The sequence below is a fragment of the Mesorhizobium sp. M7A.F.Ca.US.007.01.2.1 genome, assembly GCF_003998165.1.
In the GTDB taxonomy this organism is placed as follows: Bacteria; Pseudomonadota; Alphaproteobacteria; order Rhizobiales; family Rhizobiaceae; genus Mesorhizobium; species Mesorhizobium ciceri.
The window spans coordinates 1-17,558 of the sequence record NZ_RZQP01000054.1 but is presented as its reverse complement, the minus strand read 5'-3'; the positions used below and the strand labels follow the sequence as shown (position 1 = coordinate 17,558).

Sequence of the window (17,558 nt, the reverse complement as noted above, 5' to 3'; positions counted from 1 at the left end):
CCTTACTTGACCGCGCCGGCGGCAATGCCGGCGATGAAATGGCGCTGCAGCAGCACGAAGACGACCAGCATCGGCACCGTCAGCATTACGGCGCCCGCCATGATGCCGCCCCATGACACCTTGGTGAGGCCGATCAGCGTACCGAGCGCCACCGGCGCCGTCATCGAACCAGGCTGGCTATTGATCAAAAGCGGCCACAGATAATTGTTCCAGGAGGCGAGGAACAGGATGATGGCGAGTGCGGCCAGCATCGGCCGCGCCAAAGGCAGCGCGACAAAGAGGAAGATGCGCCACTCCTTCACGCCCTCGACGCGCGCCGCATCGAAGAGGTCGTCCGGCATCATCGAAAAACTCTGCCGCATGAACAGCACGCCGAGCGAATTGAACAGCGGCGGAACGATCAGCGCCACCCAGGTGTTGGCGAGCTTGAAGTCGCGCGCCACCATGATGAACTGCGGGATCAGCACGACCGCATAGGGCAGCGTTATGGTGCCCAGTATGATGGCGACAACCGCGCCCTTGCCGAAGAACTGGTAGCGGGCCAGCGCCCAGCCGGCCATCGACGTCAGCAGCACCGACAGGATGGTGTAGGTCACCGCCACCGAGACCGAAATGCCGATGGCGCCGACGAAGTTCGTGTCACGCTGCAGATTGTTGAAATTGTCGATGAAATTGCCGTGCGGCAAAAGCTCGATGCCGGGGCTGAAGATGCCGTTGTCGGGCATGGTCGAGAACACCACCATCATCCACAGCGGAAACAGCCAGATCAGCGCCAGCGGCGTCAGGAACAGATGCAGAGCGATGCTGCGTCCCAGCCTGGCGGAGGAGCGCGAACTCATTTCGGTTCCCTCGTCAGCCACAGCTGCGCCAGCGTGATGGCGATCGCCAGCCCGGCCATGGTGTAGGCGACGGCCGAGGCGTAGCCGAAGTTGAGCGACCGAAAGCCCTGGCGGTAAAGCAGCAGGCCAAGCGTCTCCGTGCCGCCGCCCGGCCCGCCGCGCTCGGTGATCAGGAAGGGCTCGGTGAACAGCTGCATGGTGCCGATGATCGACAGCACGAGACAGAACACGATGACCGGCTTCAGCAACGGCAGGGTGATATAGAAGAACTGCTTGAGCTTGCTGACGCGGTCGAGCGTCGCCGCCTCGTAGACGTCTTCGGGAATGGACTGCATGCCGGCGAGCAGGATGATGGCGTTGTAACCGGCCCAGCGCCAGGTCACCGCGATCATGATCAGCGCCATCGCCGGCGTGACGTTGGAGAACCAGTCGATCTTGGGCAGGCCGACGCTGTTCAGGAGCTTGTTGATGATGCCGAAATCGAGGTTGAACATCAGCCGGAACACCGCCGAATAGGCAACCTCGCCGACCACGACCGGGGCGAAGAAGGCGAAGCGGTAGAGGCCACGCGCCTTCAAGAGCGGCGAGTTCAAAAGCACCGCCATGACGAGCGCCAGCGAGATCATCACCGGCACCTGGATGACCAGGATGAGCAGCGTGTTCTTCAGGGCGTTGAAGAAGGCCGGATCGCCGATCAACCGGCCCCAGTTGAAGCTCGGCGCGAACCGCCACGGCACGGTGCGCGTCGCCTGGAAGGAGATCATGAAGGAGCTGATGATCGGCCACACCCAGAAGATCGCGAAGATCAGCAGATAGGGCGTGAGGAAGCGATAGGCCGTGGCGTTACGATTGCGCATCTTGCTCCTCCTTGTACCGCTTGTTGTTTCACGCCGTCGCCTGGGTCTTCCCTTCTCCCCTTGTGGGAGAAGGTGTCGCCGAAGGCGACGGATCAGGGGTGTTCCAAGGAACGCAAACGTCTCACTCCCCTGGAGCACCCGTCATCCGTCTCGGCGCTATCGCGCCGATCCACCTTCTCCCACAAGGGGAGAAGGAGAAGCGGTGATCAAGATTTGACGGGCAGTCCGGTCGCCGCCGCGATCTGGCTTGCGGCATCGTCGAGCGCCGCCTTGGCGTCCGGATAGCCGCCGGCCAGATACTTGGTCTGCACGGCGCGGACGATGATTTCGGCGTCGCTCTGGAACTGCGTGCCGCGGCTCGGAACAACCTTCGGCAAGGTGCCGAGAATGTCCTTCCATACCGCCTGGCCGCCCCAGTAAGATAGGCCTTGCGCGACATAGGGATCGTCGAGTGCCGAGACCAGGGACGGTACCAGGCCGAACTCCTTCAGCATCGTGATCTGGCCTTCATTGGTTCCGAGCGTGTATTTCAGATAGGCGTAGGCAGCCTCCTTGTTCTTGGAAGCCGAGGTGATGGCCAGCGAGGACCCGCCGAGATTGGCGGCGCGCGGCCCGTCGGCGGTGAGGCTCGGCATCAGATAGACGCCCCATTTGCCGTTTTCGCCGGCAGATTCGGTGCGAATGGTGCCCTCATACCAGCCGCCATAGATCTGGGTGGCGACGGTGCCGGCGGTGTTGTTGGTGATCTTGGTGCCCCAGTCGGCCGACGAGATGATGCCGGCGTCCTTCATCTCCTTGACCTTGGTCATGGCATCGATGCATTTGGGCTGGTTGACCGTGATCGATTGTCCGTCCTCGGAGAAATAGGCGCAGCCCTGTTCGTTGGAGATCATGCGGAAGAATTCCGAGTCGCCATTGAAATCGGCATTGGTCATCGAGACGCCAGGATTGGCGGCCTGGATTTTCTTGCCGGCGGCGATGAAATCGTCCCAGGTCTTGATCGAAGCCGGATCGACGCCGGCCTTTTCGTAGAAGTCGCGGCGATAAAAGGCGGCCACCGGGCCGGAATCCCACGGCATCGCGTAGGCCTTGTCGCCCACTTCCAACTCGGTGCGCTTGAAATCAGGGAATTTTTTCTGGTCGTCGGCTGTGTAACCGAGCGTATGCAGGTCGACGAAGCAGTCGGGGAACTGGCTCCAGTAATTCTCGGCCTCGCCGTTCTCGATGGTGACGACATCAGGCAGCCCGACGCCGCCGGCGGCGCAGCCGGCGATCGACTTGTCGTAAGTCGGCTGGTTGCCGAGATCCTGGACCGTGACCTTGACGTCGGGAAATTGCTTGTTGAAGCCGGCAATGGTCGCTTTCAGCGATGAAGCCGCGACATTCCAGCTCCAGATGGTGATTTCGCCGGATTGCGCGAAGGCCGGGGCTGAGCCCAGGGCAAGCGCGAGCGCGGCGCAGGTCATTGTGATGCGCATTGAAATCCTCCCATTTCATTTGCTCTCTCACTGTGAGCGTGGCTAGACTATGCACCGGGCAAGGCCTGTCGCCGTCAAAGGGAATATGAAATTGGCGGAAAGTAAGATGCCTGAACGGCCGTTCTACCAGCCTGGGGCCAGCAGCGTGGAAGGCCTGCCGCTGCTCCTGCAGATGTTTCACACCAATCCGTTGGTGATGCTCAAGCCGCATTGGCACGCCCAGGTCGAGGTTAATTTCATCGTGCGCGGCAGCGTGCATTACCGCATGAACGACCACGAGATTTCGCTTTCGGCCGGCGAGATGTGCCTGTTCTGGGGTGGCCTGCCGCACCAGATGGACGATTTGTCCGACGACGCCATCTATGCCGGAGCGCATCTGCCGCTGGTGCATTTCTTCCGGCTGCACCTGCCCACGGATATAAGGCACCGGCTGATGACGGGCGCAACACTGGTGACATCAGCCACCGACCAGTCCGACAACCATAATTTCGAGCGCTGGAACCGCTACGCCCGGTCCGGCGACCAGGCCAAGGCCGAACATGCCGTCAACGAATTGCTGCTGCGGCTGGAGCGAGTGCGGTTCGAGCCCTATCGGCTGGTATCCGCAACTCCGACCGATCAGGAAACAGGCAGCCCCTTTGACCAGCAATCGTCGCGGAATGTCGGACGCATGTGCGATTTCATCGCCGAAAACTTCCTCTATGACATCGATTGCGTGAACATCGCCGCGGCCGCCGACATCCATCCCAAATACGCCATGAGCCTGTTCAAGAAATCCACCGGCATGACGCTCAATGAGTATGTGAACCTGTTGCGGCTGAGCTATGCGCAGGCGCTTTTGATGCATCAGGACGCCAATGTGCTGCGTGTCGCCATGGATTCGGGTTTCGGCTCGCTCAGCGCCTTCAACAAGTCGTTCCGCAAGCTCGCCGGCATGTCGCCTTCCGATTTTCGCCGCGGCGTGACCGGCGCCAGATAGGCGATGGCGACTTGCGGGCGCCCGGTGCCGCGAGCATTGCTGCGCCTCGACCGCCCCGGCTAAAAGACATGTCACGGCGTTTCAGCCTGCAATAGCGGCACGGACAAGAATGGCGAAGGCCGGATCGTGCCATGCCGTGCGCGATTCCGGCCCACAAGCGGCATGGAAACCCGGGCGCCGCACGGCATCGCTTTTCCTGCCTGAAATCGCCACCTAGGCGCTGGACAGGCCGAATTCCCGTGCTATAACCCACGCGCTTTCAAGGGGCGCCCACGGCGCCTCGATGAATTCCGGCCTGCGAGTTTTCGTTTGCCGGAACAGGCCCAGATAGCTCAGTTGGTAGAGCAGCGGACTGAAAATCCGCGTGTCGGTGGTTCGAATCCGCCTCTGGGCACCATTTTTTACTCAAAGAAAAGCAAGCTATAGCGGCACTAACTGGTCGTTAGCTGACTCTCTATGCTGTGTTATTTTGCAGCAGTCTCATTTTGCAACTGAGTTTCCTTGATTTCCGCAGGTTTCCTGCAACACTCGGCAGATCGACGCGATATGGCGGCGGCATGGAGGGGTTTCTGTGAGTATCAATGTGAAATTTGCATTATCATTTTCCGGCAACGATGCGGACGAAAACCAACTTGATTTCTATGATGCCGCAGACGCTCTGACGGGGTTTCAGCGATCGCTCGCGCTTACTACGCACTTGGTGCTTAATGGCGAGATCATCGTTCAAGCACCGTATCTACGTGGCGCCCGAATTTTGATCAAGTCGCCCGAGCCCGGCAGCTGGAAGGTCGTAACCACTGTGGCGATGATTGCGGCCGGCGCCCACCAACTGGCGACTGCACCTCGCGACACTGTCTTAGGAAACCTCGTTGTGTCTGCCTACGACTATGTAATCAGCGAAAGCCTCGGTTTTCATGTCGATTTCGACAGCACCTTGGGCCAGCAATATGAAGAACTCCAACGCCAGCGGCGTCCCATCGCTCCGAAGCTTACCGAATCTCAACTTGATTCCCTGGTCGAAAAAACTGAAAGCTCCGTGAAGGACATGCACAGACCGATCCATGGATCTAGAACAGCTTCTCGTGCTGATATATCATCCATTTATCGGCGCGACGTGCATGAGATCGCAACACTCGACGCTGAGACATACGATTACGTGCGGCTTACGACCCAAGTTGAACACCCCATCGAATTGGTTGGCAGGGTCAGCAGCTACAACATCAATACCTTTCGCGGTCGGATTTACGTGCAAGAGGAACGGAGGCCGATACCGTTTGAATTGGCAGAGACCTGCCGAGATTTCCTTACTGTTCAAATGATCACACACAGCCTACAAAGTAATGCACGAGATAGGCTTGCTGCAGAAGGTGAGATACGTTTGACCGCTTTCCGTTTCGAAAGTAGTACGGGGCGGCTGAAACGTCTCTTAGTTACAAGAGTGACTCTGGCTAGTGGACCCTTCAATTAGTTGTTGACTGTGGTAATCGGTGGCGGCTTCATCCTGTCCGGCGTCGTGGTGTAAAGCTTCGGTGCGATAGCTTGATCGACCTCCGGCAACGAGCGTCAGGTGGAGATATTCGAATGGCGGGAAGCGAACGGCCTAGGAGGGAGGAAAGACTATGTTTGCAGAGGGCGAGAAGTACCGTTTCGCATGGGTTGATGGCGATGGCGAACTGTACGAGTATTGTACCGTGGTGAGCCAGCAAGGTACGGTCGTCCATATTCGGGACGATAAAGGGAAAGAGGCTGTAATCAACACGGCGACGCCAAGTTTCATCCGCGCTGATCCGTGGGCGTAAAATGCGACGGGTGCGAGCAGTGCCCCTGGTTAAGCTTGCTGGCCATTTTCCCCCAGCATCACGGCTGAAGACAATTGCGCTAAGATGAACGAGAGCGACAGCTTCATTCTGCCGGGTCCAGCGGGCGCTTCCACCACCATTTGATGAAGCGGGCGAAGGCGACAACGCCACCGATGATGGCGATGATGCTAGCGATTACACCTAAAATCTGGGCGAGATCGATGGTGACGGTCATAGCTTCTCCGATCGCACGGGAGGTTGCGCGTTAGGTGTTGTTTTGTCGGAACTAACTTAAACGTATTTAGCGTGCGGATGTTGCTCGATCACTAAATGTGCATAGACGGTACCAGCGACGCGTCGATTAGCAAACTGATTTAGCCGTGATCTTGGCGGCTCAGTCAGGCAAAGAGTGCAACTAAAACGCTTGACACGGCGGGCTCGGAAAGACGTGAACAAACCCACAATCGATAAAAGCGCCCTTATATCAAAAGGTTGGCTACGTCCAGTGTGGCGGTCCGTCTTCATCGCAGCCACGTTGACCTTACTCGCCTAATTGCGGAGCCGACGAGTGCGCCACCATCGCCACAAAAGAAGTCCAACACCAGCGGTAGCGCTGACGATGGTAACGAAGTTCGCGCCGTATGTTTCTTGACGATTTCAAGGCTTAGGCGTCCCTCCGATCTACAGTTCGCCCCATCGGATTTCTTTGGCAGATTGAAATCTGCACCAGTTCATGGTTCATGGCGTTCTCAATAAAAAGGGAGAGAATCATGCCGGATTCGGAGACTTTGGAAGAAAGTTCAAAATCTTTGGGCAGAACGACAGAAGACCGTTTGGCCTTTCTGCCTAATGAAAAGGATTGGTTCCTTCAGAATCTGGTGGATTTGGCAACCAACGCGGAACTTAGCATCGGAATACGCTCACAGTTGGCGGCGCTCTTGTTTCTGGCACTTTGGTCTCTGGTAAGAAATATTTTGACGAATTTGGGGCAAGGTTTGCTAGGGGCTTTAAGGATGCCTCTCCGGAATTTGTTGCTGATATTCAAGCGTCGTACGCGCAATACGGGGAAATCTACACACCAAAGACCGACCCTGATGGGCCGAAAATTCCGCCGAACTACATTCACTTAAAGGATGTCCATATCTACTTCGGTCCCAGCGCCCCAATTTCCAGTTGAAGACGGTAATTGGTGGCGCGGTCGAATTTCCGAGGTCCAGGGTTTTGTTCTGGGCAGCTTGGGGACGAACGGCTAGCCCGTTTGGCCTGTAGCTCCATTTCCAAGACCTCAAGTTAGGACTCAAATCATCGCAACCGCGCGAAACAACTTTGCTCCCATCGCGTCACATCGGGATTCAATTTGCTTGGCGACCCCTCAGCCGTAGGGCAAACTTCCCTTGGGGCGTCAGGAGGAGAAATGAGAGCACGCGCAGCAACGCTTGGGGATCTGGAGGATGTCTTTCGCGGTCTGTCCAAGCGGATGTCGGACGAATACGTCGCTGCCGGCAAGGACAGCAAGATCGCCTACGACAACCTTATGATGAATTTGAAGGAGGGCCGCGCGCACGCGCTTGTCGAGGGTGACAAGGCCGTGGCGATCATCGCCTGGCATGAGAACAGCGACGCCGCCGACACGCTGTTCGCCGCACGGGAGGACTTCTTCCGGGCCACGACCGTCCGTTTCTGCAAGCGGCATATCAGGCATATCCAGGCGCTCGCCGGCAACCTCGCCATCCATTCGCGCAGTTGGCTCCAGGGGCCGGATGTCGCAAGATGGTTCGGCGTCATCGGCTATGTCGAGCGCGGCCGGGAGAACGGCGCCACTTTGTTCGAGCTGCCGCCGGCTCGCATCGGCTAGGAAACCCTGGGCTGGTCAAGATCCCTTGCCGCAAACACCGCCACCCTCTCGCGATCGCCCGCACAGGTTCGTCGATGCGGGTCACCGTCTTCGGCTCCAGGATCCCTTGCTCGGCGGCCTTCTGAACTGCCTTAGCAAGCGGCTTGCGCCGGGCGCCGATTGGCGGGATGTTATGGGAGGGCAACCGGGGGGCAAACCGGCACGCCGAGACAGATATGGCTGCTGGAAATGTCACGAGCTTGCTTCGCCTTTCTTGCCTTTCTTGCCTTTCTTGCCTTTGTTGCCTTGGTGAGGCCGGTAGGGGCAGGCGAGTGGACGTCTCATCTGCTTGACCGCCCAAGCCTGGCAACCGCCTATTTTCGCCAAGCCGATCTTGTGACTGCATACGCGACCGCAATGGCGCGCTTCCGTCTGCAGCTCGCAGGGCGTGCCGGCGAAAACAACCTTGCGGTCCCTCTCGAACCACTGCTTTTGCGGGCGGAATTCCGTGCGCGGACATGGCGCTCGGCGGACGGCAGCCTGTTGCAAGGCTTCGCCGGCAAGGGCGGCTTCCGGCTGACTATCGGCAACTGCCTGGCGCGCATCTGCGCTGCCAGCGAATGCAGCGATGCCGGTTGGCCGGTTTACGCCTGCAGCGACGGAGGCAAGCGCAAGATGTCCGTCACGGATTTTGTGACGGCAAACTTCGGCGGCGTCTCCTACCGCCGATTGAGCGCCTCCCCTTCACAGGAATGACAGCGCCGACCGTCTTGCTGCGGCGTTCAGCAAAGGGCGGCGTCCCTCCTCACCGCAAACGCCGCCTGCACCGCGCGATTGACGGTGACCGGCAGGATCGACATGTGGTTCTCGCCGGCATGCAGTTCGAAACTGGCGCGCACGCCCGGGAGAGCGTCAAGACGCTGCGCCATTGCCCGCGCGAATGCGTCGGTGCGTGTCACCTTTTTCTGCTTCAGGCGCTTTTCCTCGTCCTCGGCGCCAATCTGGAACGGCGCCAGCTTCTCGGTCTCGTACTCGCCGGCCGACAGGATCAAGGTCGCCGCCAAACCATCGGGAATGGCGGCCTCGAAGGCTTCGAGAAAGCGGTCGATGGCACGCTCTTCCCAATAGATGGCGGGGCTCGCCGCGATCCAGGTCTGAAAGGAAGAAGGCCGCGTGAACAGGGCGTAGAGCGCAAACAGGCCACCGAAAGAATGGCCGTAAAGCGCCTGGCGGCTGGCATCGACCGTGACCCGGCTGGCGACCCACGGCTTCAGCTCATCCTCGATGAAAGCAAGGAATTTCCCTGCCCCACCGGTCCGGACTTCGGACGTGCCTTCGTGGAAGGGCGGGTAGGTCTTGCCTGGCGGCGGGCCGAGATCCCATGAGCGGCGCAGCGGATCATAGGCGCCGTCGACGGGATAGCCGATGGCGACGATGACGCCCCAGCCGACATTGGTGCCCGTGGGATAGAAGGCCTGCGCGCGCATGGCGTCGACCGCCGTGCCGATGACGGCGTTGCCGTCGGTCATGTAGAGGACCGGCCAGCCGGCCTCGGGCACCGGCCCGGACGGCACATGCAGGAATATCCGCCAGGGCGCGCCGCCCTGCGCCGGAACAAGATCGTGGACCGCCGTGTTGGCGATCAGGGCTGGCGTCGCGTTGGACATGGATATCTTGGACATGGATATCTCCAGGCAAAACGGTCAGCGGCGGCGCAGCAGCCACATCAGCACCGGGCCGCCGATCAACGTGGCGACGAGACCGGCCGGGATCTGGCGCGGGAAGATGGCGATCCGGCCCACCCAGTCGGCGGCGACCATGATCAGCGCGCCGGCGAGCACCGCGCCAATGGCCTGCGGCAGCGCACGGGAAAGGCCAAGGCGACGAGCAAGATGCGGCGCCATAAGGCCGATGAAGGTCAGCGGACCGACGATCAGCGTCGAAGCCGCGGTGAGTGCCGCGACGGCCAGCAGCACGAGAAGCCGCGCCCTCTTCAGGTTGATGCCAAGGCCCTGAACGGCGGCGGAGCCGAGCGGCAGGATGTCGAGCCAGCGCATGAAGAAAGGCGCGAGCGCGAAGAGGCAGACCGCGATACCACCGGTCAGCAGGGCGTCACCGACATCGACGCCATAGGTCGAACCGGTCAGCCAGTTGAGCAGCAGCATGGCGCGAGGATCGCCGGTCGCGGTGAGCACCAGGATCAGCGCGTCGAACAAGGCCGTCAGGGCAACGCCGGCAAGCAGCAGCCGCTCCGGCGCATAGGCGGCACGACGGCCGATCGCCAGCGTCACCAGCAAAGCGGCGAAGGCGCCGATCGTTGCCGCCGCCGTCTGAACCGGGCGCCCGGCATTGACGAGCGCAAACAGCGCCACCATCATGCCAAGGGCGGCACCGGCACTGATGCCCAGCACTTCGGGGCTGGCCATCGGATTGCCGGTCAGCCGCTGCATCATCAGCCCGGCAAGCGCCAGCATCGCCCCGGCACTCAGCGCGGCAAGCACGCGGGGCCACCGCCACGACAGCAAAGGCTGCAGCTCGTCGCCGAAGGCGAAGGTCCAGCCATGCGGACCCGGTCCATAGAGCAGGGCCAGCCCGAGCAGCAGAAGCAGAGCCAGGCCGAGTGCCATCAGAACAAGGCCGGGCCGGCTTGCGCGCGGCAGGCGCACGGCCATCAAGGTCGGGGCTTCCGAGCCAAGCGCAAGGCGCGGCAGCAGCCAGAGCAGCAGCGGCGCACCGAGAAGTGCTGTGATCGCTCCGGTCGGCAGCAGGTCGCCTTGCGGCCCGGTGGCGATCTGCACGCCTTGATCGGCGGCCCACAGCAACGCGCCGCCGATCAGCGGCGCCATCACCAGCTGTTGGCCAAGCCGCCGGCCACCGCCGATGCGCGCGAGCGTCGCCGCGGCCAGGCCGACGAAGCCGATGACGCCGACAGCGGCAACGACAAACGCGATCAGCGCGACGGCGGCCGCCAGTCCGGCGAAGCGATAGGCGCCGAGCGGCACGCCAAGGCTGCGCGCGCCTTCATCGTCGAGGCCAAGCAGGGTCAGGGGCCGCACCATGAAGAAGATCGCAAGCGCAGCAGTGCCGATGCGTGGCAAAAGCCACAGCGTCGTCGACCAGTCCTGCTGGCCGAGCGAACCGGCGCCCCAAATGAACAGGCTGGCCAGCCATTCATGCCGCAGCACGATGAGAGCGGCACCGATGGCGCCGGCATAGAGGCTGACCACAAGCCCCGCCAGCACCACCGAAAGCGGCGACAGGCCCTTGTGCCAGGACAGAGCGATGACGGCGGCAAGGGCCATAAATGCGCCGGCCAGCGCCACCCATTCGCGGCCGAAGGCAAGCAGGGACGGTGACAGAAGCGTCGCCAGTGCCAGCGCCAGATAGGCACCGGCCGAGACGCCGACGGTTTCAGGCGAGGCGAGCGGGTTGCGCAGAACCTGCTGCAGGACAGTTCCGGCAAGCCCGAGCGCCGCACCGCACAAAAGGCTGATCGCAAGACGGGGCAGGAAGGCATAGTGGACGAGCACCTGCCGCATGTCAGCGATGTCGGGAGCGGCGAGCGATTGGAGCCAGAGCGCCGATGGCAGTTGCACGGTGAGGTTCGAGACGGTTGCCGCTGCCGCAGCCGCGAGCAGCACCGCGCAAAGCAGGATCGCGCCTACCGGCTGATTGCTGGAAAAGCTCCACACGGGGGCCCGGCCGGCCGACGCAGGCTTCCCCCTTTGGGCAATGGCAGCATCCTCAGCCATGGGCGGCCTCCGCGGTCATCGCCGATGCCAGGACCCGGGCAAAACGGCTCGCGGATGGAAGCGCGCCAAACATCAGGACGGCAGGAAGGCGCATGATCGAGCGGTTGCGCACGAAGGGCATGGCATTCCAGACCGGACTTTCGGTCAGCGTGCCGCCGGCGCCCTCAGGCAAGGGTTCGAGATAGGCGAGGCGCGCATCGCTGGATGTCGCCAGCCCGTCGATGCCCACGGTCGAAAACCCCCAATAGTTGGTCTCGGCCGTCCACGCGTTGCTGAGCCCGATGCGGTCGAACACCTCCTGAAACAGGCTCTTTGCGCCGTAGACGCGCACATTGCGGGGGTCCAGGAAGCTGACGACATAGATCGGCCGTGCCGAAAGCGGCGCCAGTTGCTGGCGAACCTCCAAAAGATACGCGTCTGTCGCCGCGATCAGCGCCTCGCCTTCGCTTTCCTTGCCGACAAGCCCGGCGAGCTGGCGCGTCGCCTCGAGCGCGCGCCGATAGGGCTGCCCGGCCTCGGTATAGAGCCCGATCGTCGTCACTGGAGCCACGCGTTCGAGCAGCGGCTTGATGCCGTCGAGATACGGCATGGACAGGATGATGTCGGGCCTGAGCTGCTGCAGGAATTCGAGATTGGGCTCGAGCAACGTGCCGAGATCGGCAATGTCGGGCGGCAGCCGCGGCTCGACCACCCATTTCTCCCAGACCTCCCGATCGGCAATGGCGACCGGGCTGACACCGAGCATGAGCAAGGTCTCGGTCAACCCGTCATCCAGGCAGACGATGCGCAACGGACGGGCTTCAGCCGTGGAGGACCCCATGCCGGCGAACGGCAGCGTAAAAAGCCCGAGCGCCTGGCGCCGGGTCATTCGGCTGCGCAAATGATCGGGCGCGGCTCTCGACTGGGGCTCTTGGTCTCTCTGCAATGCGGCCGGCCCTGCTTTTCGGGGGTTGGTCTCCAGTGACCACTGCCCGGTGACTATGAAACATGAGTATACTAGTCAACATTTAAGATGCCTGCCCAGTCAACTTTCACGCAACCGCATGCCAAGCGCAGACGCCCACTGGCCGCAAGGCGATTCGCCCGTACAACAACCCTGTGCGACGTCACCGTCCGAATCACGGTTTGCGAAGCCCAATCCGCGCCCCGCATCATTTTTCCTCCACGAATGCATTCCATGATAGAGGGAGCTACGGTCGCCTTTGGGCAGCCGTTTCCTGGATTGCCTGAGAGACCAAAGACGGCCAAGAACCAAAAGCCGGCAGCAAGCCGCCACCTGAAGACGTCAAGGACCGGTCGAACGCATCAAGGCAGCGTGATCGGGTTGCACTCGGCAAGGCTTGATGATTTGTTGCCGCTATACGGAGAACGAATGATGCGAGAGCCTGCCGGTCAAGACGAATACGGGTCGACGAACCCTTTCGATCCGGACGACCTGCCAACCTTGAACGCAATCGGCCCGAGCATGGGAAGCGGCAATGATTTCGAGAGATATGCCGTTGCCGTGATCATCGTGTTCGGTGCGCTGATCATCGGCGGGCTGATGGCCGCATCGATGGTCTTCGGGCACCGCAACGGCTTCCTCTTCGCGCTTGGCGGCGCCACATCCGCCTGGATCTCCGGAAATGCGCTGCTGCTCGACCGGCCGCGCATCTATGCGCTGTTCGTCGGCATTGCCGCCTTGATGCTGGTTGCGTCCACCCTCACGCTGGTCTTGTGACGGTCAAGTCGGTGTGAGCCGATCCACTTGAGCAGCGGGCGATCAACCCGAATCGCCACGCTGCTCCAAGCTTTTCCTCCGAGCTGTCAGTATCCGAGCGCCTCGCCAGAGGCCGCGCGGCTGTCGATGGCGCCGTTGTAGCGCGCGCCGCCGCCTTTCTCGATTTCCGCCAGGCTCTTGCCGCCGACCAGGATGCCGGCGGCCTGACCCCAGGTCTGGTCGGCGAGATCGAGGTGATATCCCATGCCGGCCAGCAGCTTTTCTGTGTCCGGCGACAGGCCGAACGGCTCGACATACACCTTGTCGGGCAGCCATTGATGGTGGATGCGCGGCGCGTCGATCGCCTCCTGGATGTTCATGCCGTGGTCGATGACATTGACGATCGCTTCCAGCGTGATGGTGATGATGCGGGAGCCGCCGGGGCTGCCGATGACCATGAACGGCTTGCCGTCCTTGGCGACCACGGTCGGGCTCATCGACGACAGCGGCGTCTTCTTCGGCTGGATGGCGTTGGCCTCCCCCTGGACCAGGCCATAGAGGTTGGGCACGCCGGGTTTCTGGGTGAAATCGTCCATTTCGTTGTTGAGCAGGATGCCGGTGCCGTCGGCGACGACGCCGGCTCCAAAGGAACCGTTCAACGTGTAGGTGACCGCTACCGCATTGCCTGCATCGTCGATGATCGAATAATGCGTCGTCTCCTTGCTCTCGCCAAAGCCCTTCGGCATCAAATCCTGCGACACGCCCGCCCGGAACGGGTCGATCTTGTCGCGGATATCCTTGGCATAGGCCTTATCAAGCAGTTTCGAGACCGGGTTGTCGACGAAATCAGGATCGCCAAGCGCTGAATTGCGGTCGACATAGGCGTAGCGCATCGCCTCGACCATGACGTGGACCGTCTCGGCGGAACCTGCGCCGAGATAGGACAGCGGATAGCCCTCCAGGACGTTGAGGATTTCGCAGATGATGATGCCGCCGGAGCTGGGCGGCGGCGAGGAGGTGATCTCGTAGCCGCGATAGGTACAGGTCACGGGCTTGAGCTCACGCACCGCATACTGCTCGAAATCCGGCTTGGCGAGAATGCCGCCCTTGGCGCCGCTCGCCTTGATGATGGCGTCAGCGATGGCGCCTTTATAGAAGGCATCCGTACCCTTTTCGGAAATGGCGGCGAGCGAGGCGGCGAGGTCGGGCTGAACCAGCCGCTCGCCGATGCCATAGGGCTTGCCGTCGGGTTTCAGGAATATGGCGGCGGCCGCGGGGTCCTTCGCCAGCCTGTCGGCACTGCCGGCAAACGAGGCAGCGTCGCCCTGATTGAGGATGAACCCGTCCTTGGCGTAGCCGATTGCCGGCGCCATCAGATCCTGGCGGGACAATTTGCCGTATTTTTCACGGGCCATCTCGAAGCCAGCCACAGAGCCCGGTACGCCGACGGCGAGATAGCCGTCGAGGCTGGCGCCCTTCGCCGGGTTGCCGTCCTTGTCGAGATACATGGTTTTTGTCGCCGCCAGCGGCGCCCGCTCGCGGAAATCGAGAAAGGTCGATTTGCCGTCCTTGAAGCGGATGGTCATGAAGCCGCCGCCGCCGATATTGCCGGCATTGGGGTAGACGACGGCGAGCGCATAGCCGACGGCAACCGCCGCGTCGACAGCATTGCCGCCCTTCTTCAACACCTCGATGCCGACTTCGGACGCCAGATGCTGGGCCGTCACCACCATGCCGTGCTCGCCCTTGGCCGGCGCCGGCGAGGCGGCGAAGACACTCGTCAACGGCGCCAGGACAAAGGTGATGGAAAGACTGGCGGCGATCAGTGTCCGACGGTTGAGAGGCATGGCGGTTCTCCGGGCGGGGGGATGCCTAGAAGACCGTGTTGGACGGATCGAGTCCACTAACAATTAAGGGAGCACGAGAAAGAGCCCCCTCACCCGGATTGCCAACCGAATTGCGAAGGGCAATTCGGGGCAATCCGACCTCTCCCCGAGGGGAGAGGAGGTGTCAGCGCTGACGCCAGTCTCTTCTCCCTGCGGGGGTGAGGCGTGGTCCGCGCAGCGGGCGAAAAGCCAACTGCTTGGCTTTTCGAACAACGAACGCCCGGAGGGCGGTGGCCGCAAAGCGGCCGGATGAGGGGGCCGGCTCGGCCTCAGACAATGCCGCCCGAACCGCCAGCGACTGCAGGGCGTTCCGCTGCAACCTTGGCGCGGTAACCCGCCGCTCGATAGGCGGCGACCGGGTCGATGGCGCCGCCGGTCTTCAGCCGCGCCATGGCGAGGATCGGCTCGACATCGGTGCGGTAGGCCGCTTTCAGCGTCTGCGTCGCCATCAGCGCGTCATTGCTATCCTGAAAATCTTCCAACGCCTTGCGGTCGACCAGCAGCGCCTGCGCATAGGCGCGCTGCACCTCGACCGCCGATAGCATCAGGCTTTCGATCGGATCGGTGACGTTGTGGCTCTGGTCGAGCATGTGGGCCGGGTCGAACCCCTCGGCGCCGGAAAGTTCGGCGTCGACCAGTTCGTTGAAGACGAGAAACAGCCGGTAAGGATCGATCGAACCGGCGTCGAGATCGTCGTCGCCATATTTCGAATCGTTGAAGTGGAAGCCGCCGAGTTTTTTGAACTGGATCAGCCGCGACACGATCATCTCGATGTTGACGTTTGGGGCATGGTGGCCGAGGTCGACGAGACAGAACGCCTTGTCGCCCAGCTCCTGCGCGATCATGTAGTTGGTGCCCCAGTCCTGCACGACGGTGGAATAGAAGGCCGGCTCGTACATCTTGTGCTCGCTGAACAGCTTCCAGTCGGCGGGCAGTCCGGCGTAGACCTCTTTCATGGCGTCGAGATAGCGCTCGAATGCCTTGGCGAAATTGACCTGGCCGGGAAAGTTCGAACCGTCGCCGATCCACACCGTCAGCGCCTTGGAGCCGAGCGTCTTGCCGATCTCGATGCATTCGAGATTGTGCTCGACCGCTTGCCGGCGCGTGCCGGCGTCGGCATGCGACAGCGAGCCGAATTTGTAGGAGAGCTTCTGGTCCTTGGCGTCGGAAAAGGTGTTGGAGTTCATGGCGTCGAAGCCGAGGCCAAAGCGCGAGGCCGCTTGCTTCAGCCGGTTCGGATCGGCCTTGTCCCACGGAATGTGCAGGGAAACGGTCGGCGTCGCCTGCGTCAATTGCTGGATGACGGCGCAATCCTCGATCTTGTCGAAGATGTCGCGTGGCTCGCCGGCACCGGGAAAGCGGGCAAAACGCGTGCCGCCGGTGCCGACGCCCCAGGACGGGATCGCCACCGCGAATTTCTCGACCTTGTCTCTGACAGCGTCGATGGCGATGCCGCGACGGTCGAGCCGCTCGCCGAGCGAGGCATAGTCGCGCTCGAGGTTGGCCTTGCGCGCGGCGTTGTCCTTGTCGACGAGGCCGGCGGAGATGATGTGTTCCATCGTCCCCTCCGCTCAGCGCGTGAACGACTGGGCGTTGCCCGCGTCGACATTGATGATGTTGCCGGTCGACTTGGCCGACATGTCGGACGCCAGGAAATAGATCGCCTCTGCGATGTCTTCCGGGAAGACCGAGCGCTTCAGCATCGAACGCGAGCGATAGTGCTCCTCCAGATCGTCGGTCGACATCTTGTAGGCGGCGGCGCGCTGTTCCTTCCACTCGCCGGTCCAGATCTTCGAGCCGCGCAGCACCGCGTCCGGGTTGACGACATTGACCCTGATCTGCGCCTCCGCGCCCTCCAGCGCCAGGCAGCGGGCGAGATGGATCTCGGCAGCCTTGGCGGTGCAATAGGCGGCGGCGTTCGGCGATGCGGCAAGGCCGTTCTTGGAGGCGACGAAGACGACGTTGCCGCCAATCTTCTGCGCGCGGAACAGCCGGAACGCTTCCCGCGAGACCAGGAAATAACCGGTCGACAGGATGTCCATGTTCTTGTTCCACAGCGCCAGCGTCGTCTCCTCGATCGGGGCCGAGGAGGCCAGCCCTGCATTCGATACCAGAATGTCGATGCCGCCGAACTCGACCGCTGTCTCGGCAAAGCCCGAAATGACCTGCTCCTCCGAGGTGACATTGATCAGCACCGGCCGCACGAAGTCCCTGCCGTAGACTTTCGCCAGTTCGTCATTGGTGCTGGCGAGTGCCGCCTCATCGATGTCGGCCAGCACCACGCAGGCGCCTTCGCGCAGCAGGCGGTTGGCCGTGGCGCGGCCGATGCCGCCGGCGCCACCCGTGACCAGGGCGATCTGGCCGGCAAGCGACTTCGGCTTCGGCATACGCTGCAGCTTCAGGTCTTCGAGCAGCCAGTACTCGATGTCGAAGGC

The 17,558-nt window shown here is 61.8% G+C and carries 17 protein-coding genes and 1 tRNA gene; 8 read left to right on the top strand and 10 right to left on the bottom strand.

Translation table 11 applies throughout. The features are described from left to right. Window positions 1-2 precede the first annotated feature (2 nt). From EN949_RS12800 to EN949_RS12790, 3 genes are all read right to left on the bottom strand, one after another. Complete coding sequence (locus EN949_RS12800) at window positions 3-839, bottom strand: carbohydrate ABC transporter permease (RefSeq protein ID WP_013530185.1); 837 nt, start codon at window positions 837-839, stop codon at window positions 3-5. Then, window positions 836-1,696 carry a sugar ABC transporter permease gene (locus EN949_RS12795; protein WP_013530184.1) on the bottom strand — a complete coding sequence of 287 codons (861 nt, stop codon included), beginning with the start codon at window positions 1,694-1,696 and terminating at the stop codon, window positions 836-838. Before EN949_RS12795 ends, EN949_RS12800 begins: the two co-directional genes overlap by 4 nt. A 206-nt stretch (window positions 1,697-1,902) precedes the next feature. After that, window positions 1,903-3,174 carry an extracellular solute-binding protein gene (locus EN949_RS12790; protein ID WP_063170038.1) on the bottom strand — a complete coding sequence of 424 codons (1,272 nt, stop codon included), beginning with the start codon at window positions 3,172-3,174 and terminating at the stop codon, window positions 1,903-1,905. Window positions 3,175-3,259: 85 nt separating this feature from the next. Here EN949_RS12790 and EN949_RS12785 point away from each other — a divergent pair, with 85 nt between their 5' ends. The 4 genes from EN949_RS12785 to EN949_RS12770 all read left to right on the top strand — a co-directional run bounded on the left by EN949_RS12785 (window position 3,260) and on the right by EN949_RS12770 (window position 5,952). Then, window positions 3,260-4,153, top strand: a complete 894-nt coding sequence (locus EN949_RS12785; protein WP_024504770.1) for a helix-turn-helix domain-containing protein — start codon at window positions 3,260-3,262, stop codon at window positions 4,151-4,153. A gap of 321 nt (window positions 4,154-4,474) precedes the next feature. Further along, a tRNA-Phe gene (locus EN949_RS12780) sits at window positions 4,475-4,550 on the top strand. Window positions 4,551-4,724: 174 nt separating this feature from the next. Continuing rightward, entirely contained in the window at window positions 4,725-5,621 is an 897-nt protein-coding gene (locus tag EN949_RS12775; protein WP_127365682.1) for a hypothetical protein, read from the top strand. A 151-nt stretch (window positions 5,622-5,772) separates the two neighbouring features. Beyond that, window positions 5,773-5,952, top strand: a complete 180-nt coding sequence (locus tag EN949_RS12770; protein WP_127365681.1) for a hypothetical protein — start codon at window positions 5,773-5,775, stop codon at window positions 5,950-5,952. Window positions 5,953-6,055: 103 nt separating this feature from the next. Here the strand turns inward: EN949_RS12770 and EN949_RS37095 are convergent, their stop codons facing one another. Continuing rightward, complete coding sequence (locus tag EN949_RS37095) at window positions 6,056-6,187, bottom strand: hypothetical protein (RefSeq protein ID WP_280945049.1); 132 nt, start codon at window positions 6,185-6,187, stop codon at window positions 6,056-6,058. A 535-nt stretch (window positions 6,188-6,722) separates the two neighbouring features. On the opposite strand from EN949_RS37095, the gene EN949_RS12765 reads away from it, so the two are divergent. The 3 genes from EN949_RS12765 (at window position 6,723) to EN949_RS12755 (ending at window position 8,542) form a co-directional block, all read left to right on the top strand. Then, a complete protein-coding gene (locus EN949_RS12765; RefSeq protein ID WP_127365680.1) occupies window positions 6,723-7,082 on the top strand; it encodes a hypothetical protein in 360 nt (119 codons plus the stop codon). 284 nt (window positions 7,083-7,366) lie between these two features. Further along, window positions 7,367-7,807 carry a hypothetical protein gene (locus EN949_RS12760; RefSeq protein WP_013533589.1) on the top strand — a complete coding sequence of 147 codons (441 nt, stop codon included), beginning with the start codon at window positions 7,367-7,369 and terminating at the stop codon, window positions 7,805-7,807. Window positions 7,808-8,203: 396 nt separating this feature from the next. After that, window positions 8,204-8,542, top strand: coding sequence for a hypothetical protein (locus tag EN949_RS12755; protein ID WP_013533590.1), 339 nt, complete (start codon window positions 8,204-8,206; stop codon window positions 8,540-8,542). Window positions 8,543-8,568: 26 nt separating this feature from the next. Here EN949_RS12755 and EN949_RS12750 read toward each other — a convergent pair whose 3' ends face one another. The 3 genes from EN949_RS12750 to EN949_RS12740 are packed head-to-tail and all read right to left on the bottom strand — an operon-like array spanning window position 8,569 to window position 12,406. After that, window positions 8,569-9,468: an alpha/beta hydrolase-fold protein gene (locus EN949_RS12750; RefSeq protein ID WP_127365679.1), complete on the bottom strand. Its 900-nt coding sequence runs from the start codon at window positions 9,466-9,468 to the stop codon at window positions 8,569-8,571. Between the two features lie 21 nt (window positions 9,469-9,489). Next, complete coding sequence (gene fhuB / locus EN949_RS12745) at window positions 9,490-11,538, bottom strand: Fe(3+)-hydroxamate ABC transporter permease FhuB (RefSeq protein ID WP_127365678.1); 2,049 nt, start codon at window positions 11,536-11,538, stop codon at window positions 9,490-9,492. Then, on the bottom strand, window positions 11,531-12,406 hold the full coding sequence (locus tag EN949_RS12740; RefSeq protein WP_013533593.1) for an ABC transporter substrate-binding protein: 876 nt from the start codon (window positions 12,404-12,406) through the stop codon (window positions 11,531-11,533). Before EN949_RS12740 ends, fhuB begins: the two co-directional genes overlap by 8 nt. Before the next feature lie 504 nt (window positions 12,407-12,910). Between EN949_RS12740 and EN949_RS12735 the strand changes: the two genes are divergently transcribed. Continuing rightward, window positions 12,911-13,258, top strand: a complete 348-nt coding sequence (locus EN949_RS12735) for a hypothetical protein (protein ID WP_032808338.1) — start codon at window positions 12,911-12,913, stop codon at window positions 13,256-13,258. 86 nt (window positions 13,259-13,344) lie between these two features. On the opposite strand, the gene ggt is transcribed toward EN949_RS12735, so the two are convergent. The 3 genes from ggt to EN949_RS12720 form a co-directional block, all read right to left on the bottom strand. Further along, window positions 13,345-15,084 carry a gamma-glutamyltransferase gene (gene ggt, locus EN949_RS12730; protein WP_127365677.1) on the bottom strand — a complete coding sequence of 580 codons (1,740 nt, stop codon included), beginning with the start codon at window positions 15,082-15,084 and terminating at the stop codon, window positions 13,345-13,347. A 308-nt stretch (window positions 15,085-15,392) separates the two neighbouring features. Next, the gene (gene rhaI / locus EN949_RS12725) at window positions 15,393-16,682 is read right to left on the bottom strand and encodes an L-rhamnose catabolism isomerase (protein ID WP_127365807.1); all 1,290 of its coding nucleotides are present in this window, start codon (window positions 16,680-16,682) and stop codon (window positions 15,393-15,395) included. Between the two features lie 12 nt (window positions 16,683-16,694). Beyond that, on the bottom strand, window positions 16,695-17,558 hold an 864-nt coding region (locus EN949_RS12720), incomplete at its 5' end, for an SDR family oxidoreductase (protein WP_127371703.1).

Excerpts from the sequence above, each read along its gene's own strand:
- EN949_RS12800 (WP_013530185.1), bottom strand. The coding sequence starts at position 839 with ATGAGTTCGCGCTCCTCCGCCAGGCTGGGACGCAGCATCGCTCTGCAT.
- EN949_RS12795 (WP_013530184.1), bottom strand. The coding sequence starts at position 1,696 with ATGCGCAATCGTAACGCCACGGCCTATCGCTTCCTCACGCCCTATCTG.
- EN949_RS12790 (WP_063170038.1), bottom strand. The coding sequence starts at position 3,174 with ATGCGCATCACAATGACCTGCGCCGCGCTCGCGCTTGCCCTGGGCTCA.
- EN949_RS12785 (WP_024504770.1), top strand. The coding sequence starts at position 3,260 with ATGAAATTGGCGGAAAGTAAGATGCCTGAACGGCCGTTCTACCAGCCT.
- EN949_RS12770 (WP_127365681.1), top strand. The coding sequence starts at position 5,773 with ATGTTTGCAGAGGGCGAGAAGTACCGTTTCGCATGGGTTGATGGCGAT.
- EN949_RS37095 (WP_280945049.1), bottom strand. The coding sequence starts at position 6,187 with ATGACCGTCACCATCGATCTCGCCCAGATTTTAGGTGTAATCGCTAGC.
- EN949_RS12765 (WP_127365680.1), top strand. The coding sequence starts at position 6,723 with ATGCCGGATTCGGAGACTTTGGAAGAAAGTTCAAAATCTTTGGGCAGA.
- EN949_RS12760 (WP_013533589.1), top strand. The coding sequence starts at position 7,367 with ATGAGAGCACGCGCAGCAACGCTTGGGGATCTGGAGGATGTCTTTCGC.
- EN949_RS12755 (WP_013533590.1), top strand. The coding sequence starts at position 8,204 with ATGGCGCGCTTCCGTCTGCAGCTCGCAGGGCGTGCCGGCGAAAACAAC.
- EN949_RS12750 (WP_127365679.1), bottom strand. The coding sequence starts at position 9,468 with ATGTCCAAGATATCCATGTCCAACGCGACGCCAGCCCTGATCGCCAAC.
- fhuB (WP_127365678.1), bottom strand. The coding sequence starts at position 11,538 with ATGGCTGAGGATGCTGCCATTGCCCAAAGGGGGAAGCCTGCGTCGGCC.
- EN949_RS12740 (WP_013533593.1), bottom strand. The coding sequence starts at position 12,406 with ATGACCCGGCGCCAGGCGCTCGGGCTTTTTACGCTGCCGTTCGCCGGC.
- EN949_RS12735 (WP_032808338.1), top strand. The coding sequence starts at position 12,911 with ATGATGCGAGAGCCTGCCGGTCAAGACGAATACGGGTCGACGAACCCT.
- ggt (WP_127365677.1), bottom strand. The coding sequence starts at position 15,084 with ATGCCTCTCAACCGTCGGACACTGATCGCCGCCAGTCTTTCCATCACC.
- rhaI (WP_127365807.1), bottom strand. The coding sequence starts at position 16,682 with ATGGAACACATCATCTCCGCCGGCCTCGTCGACAAGGACAACGCCGCG.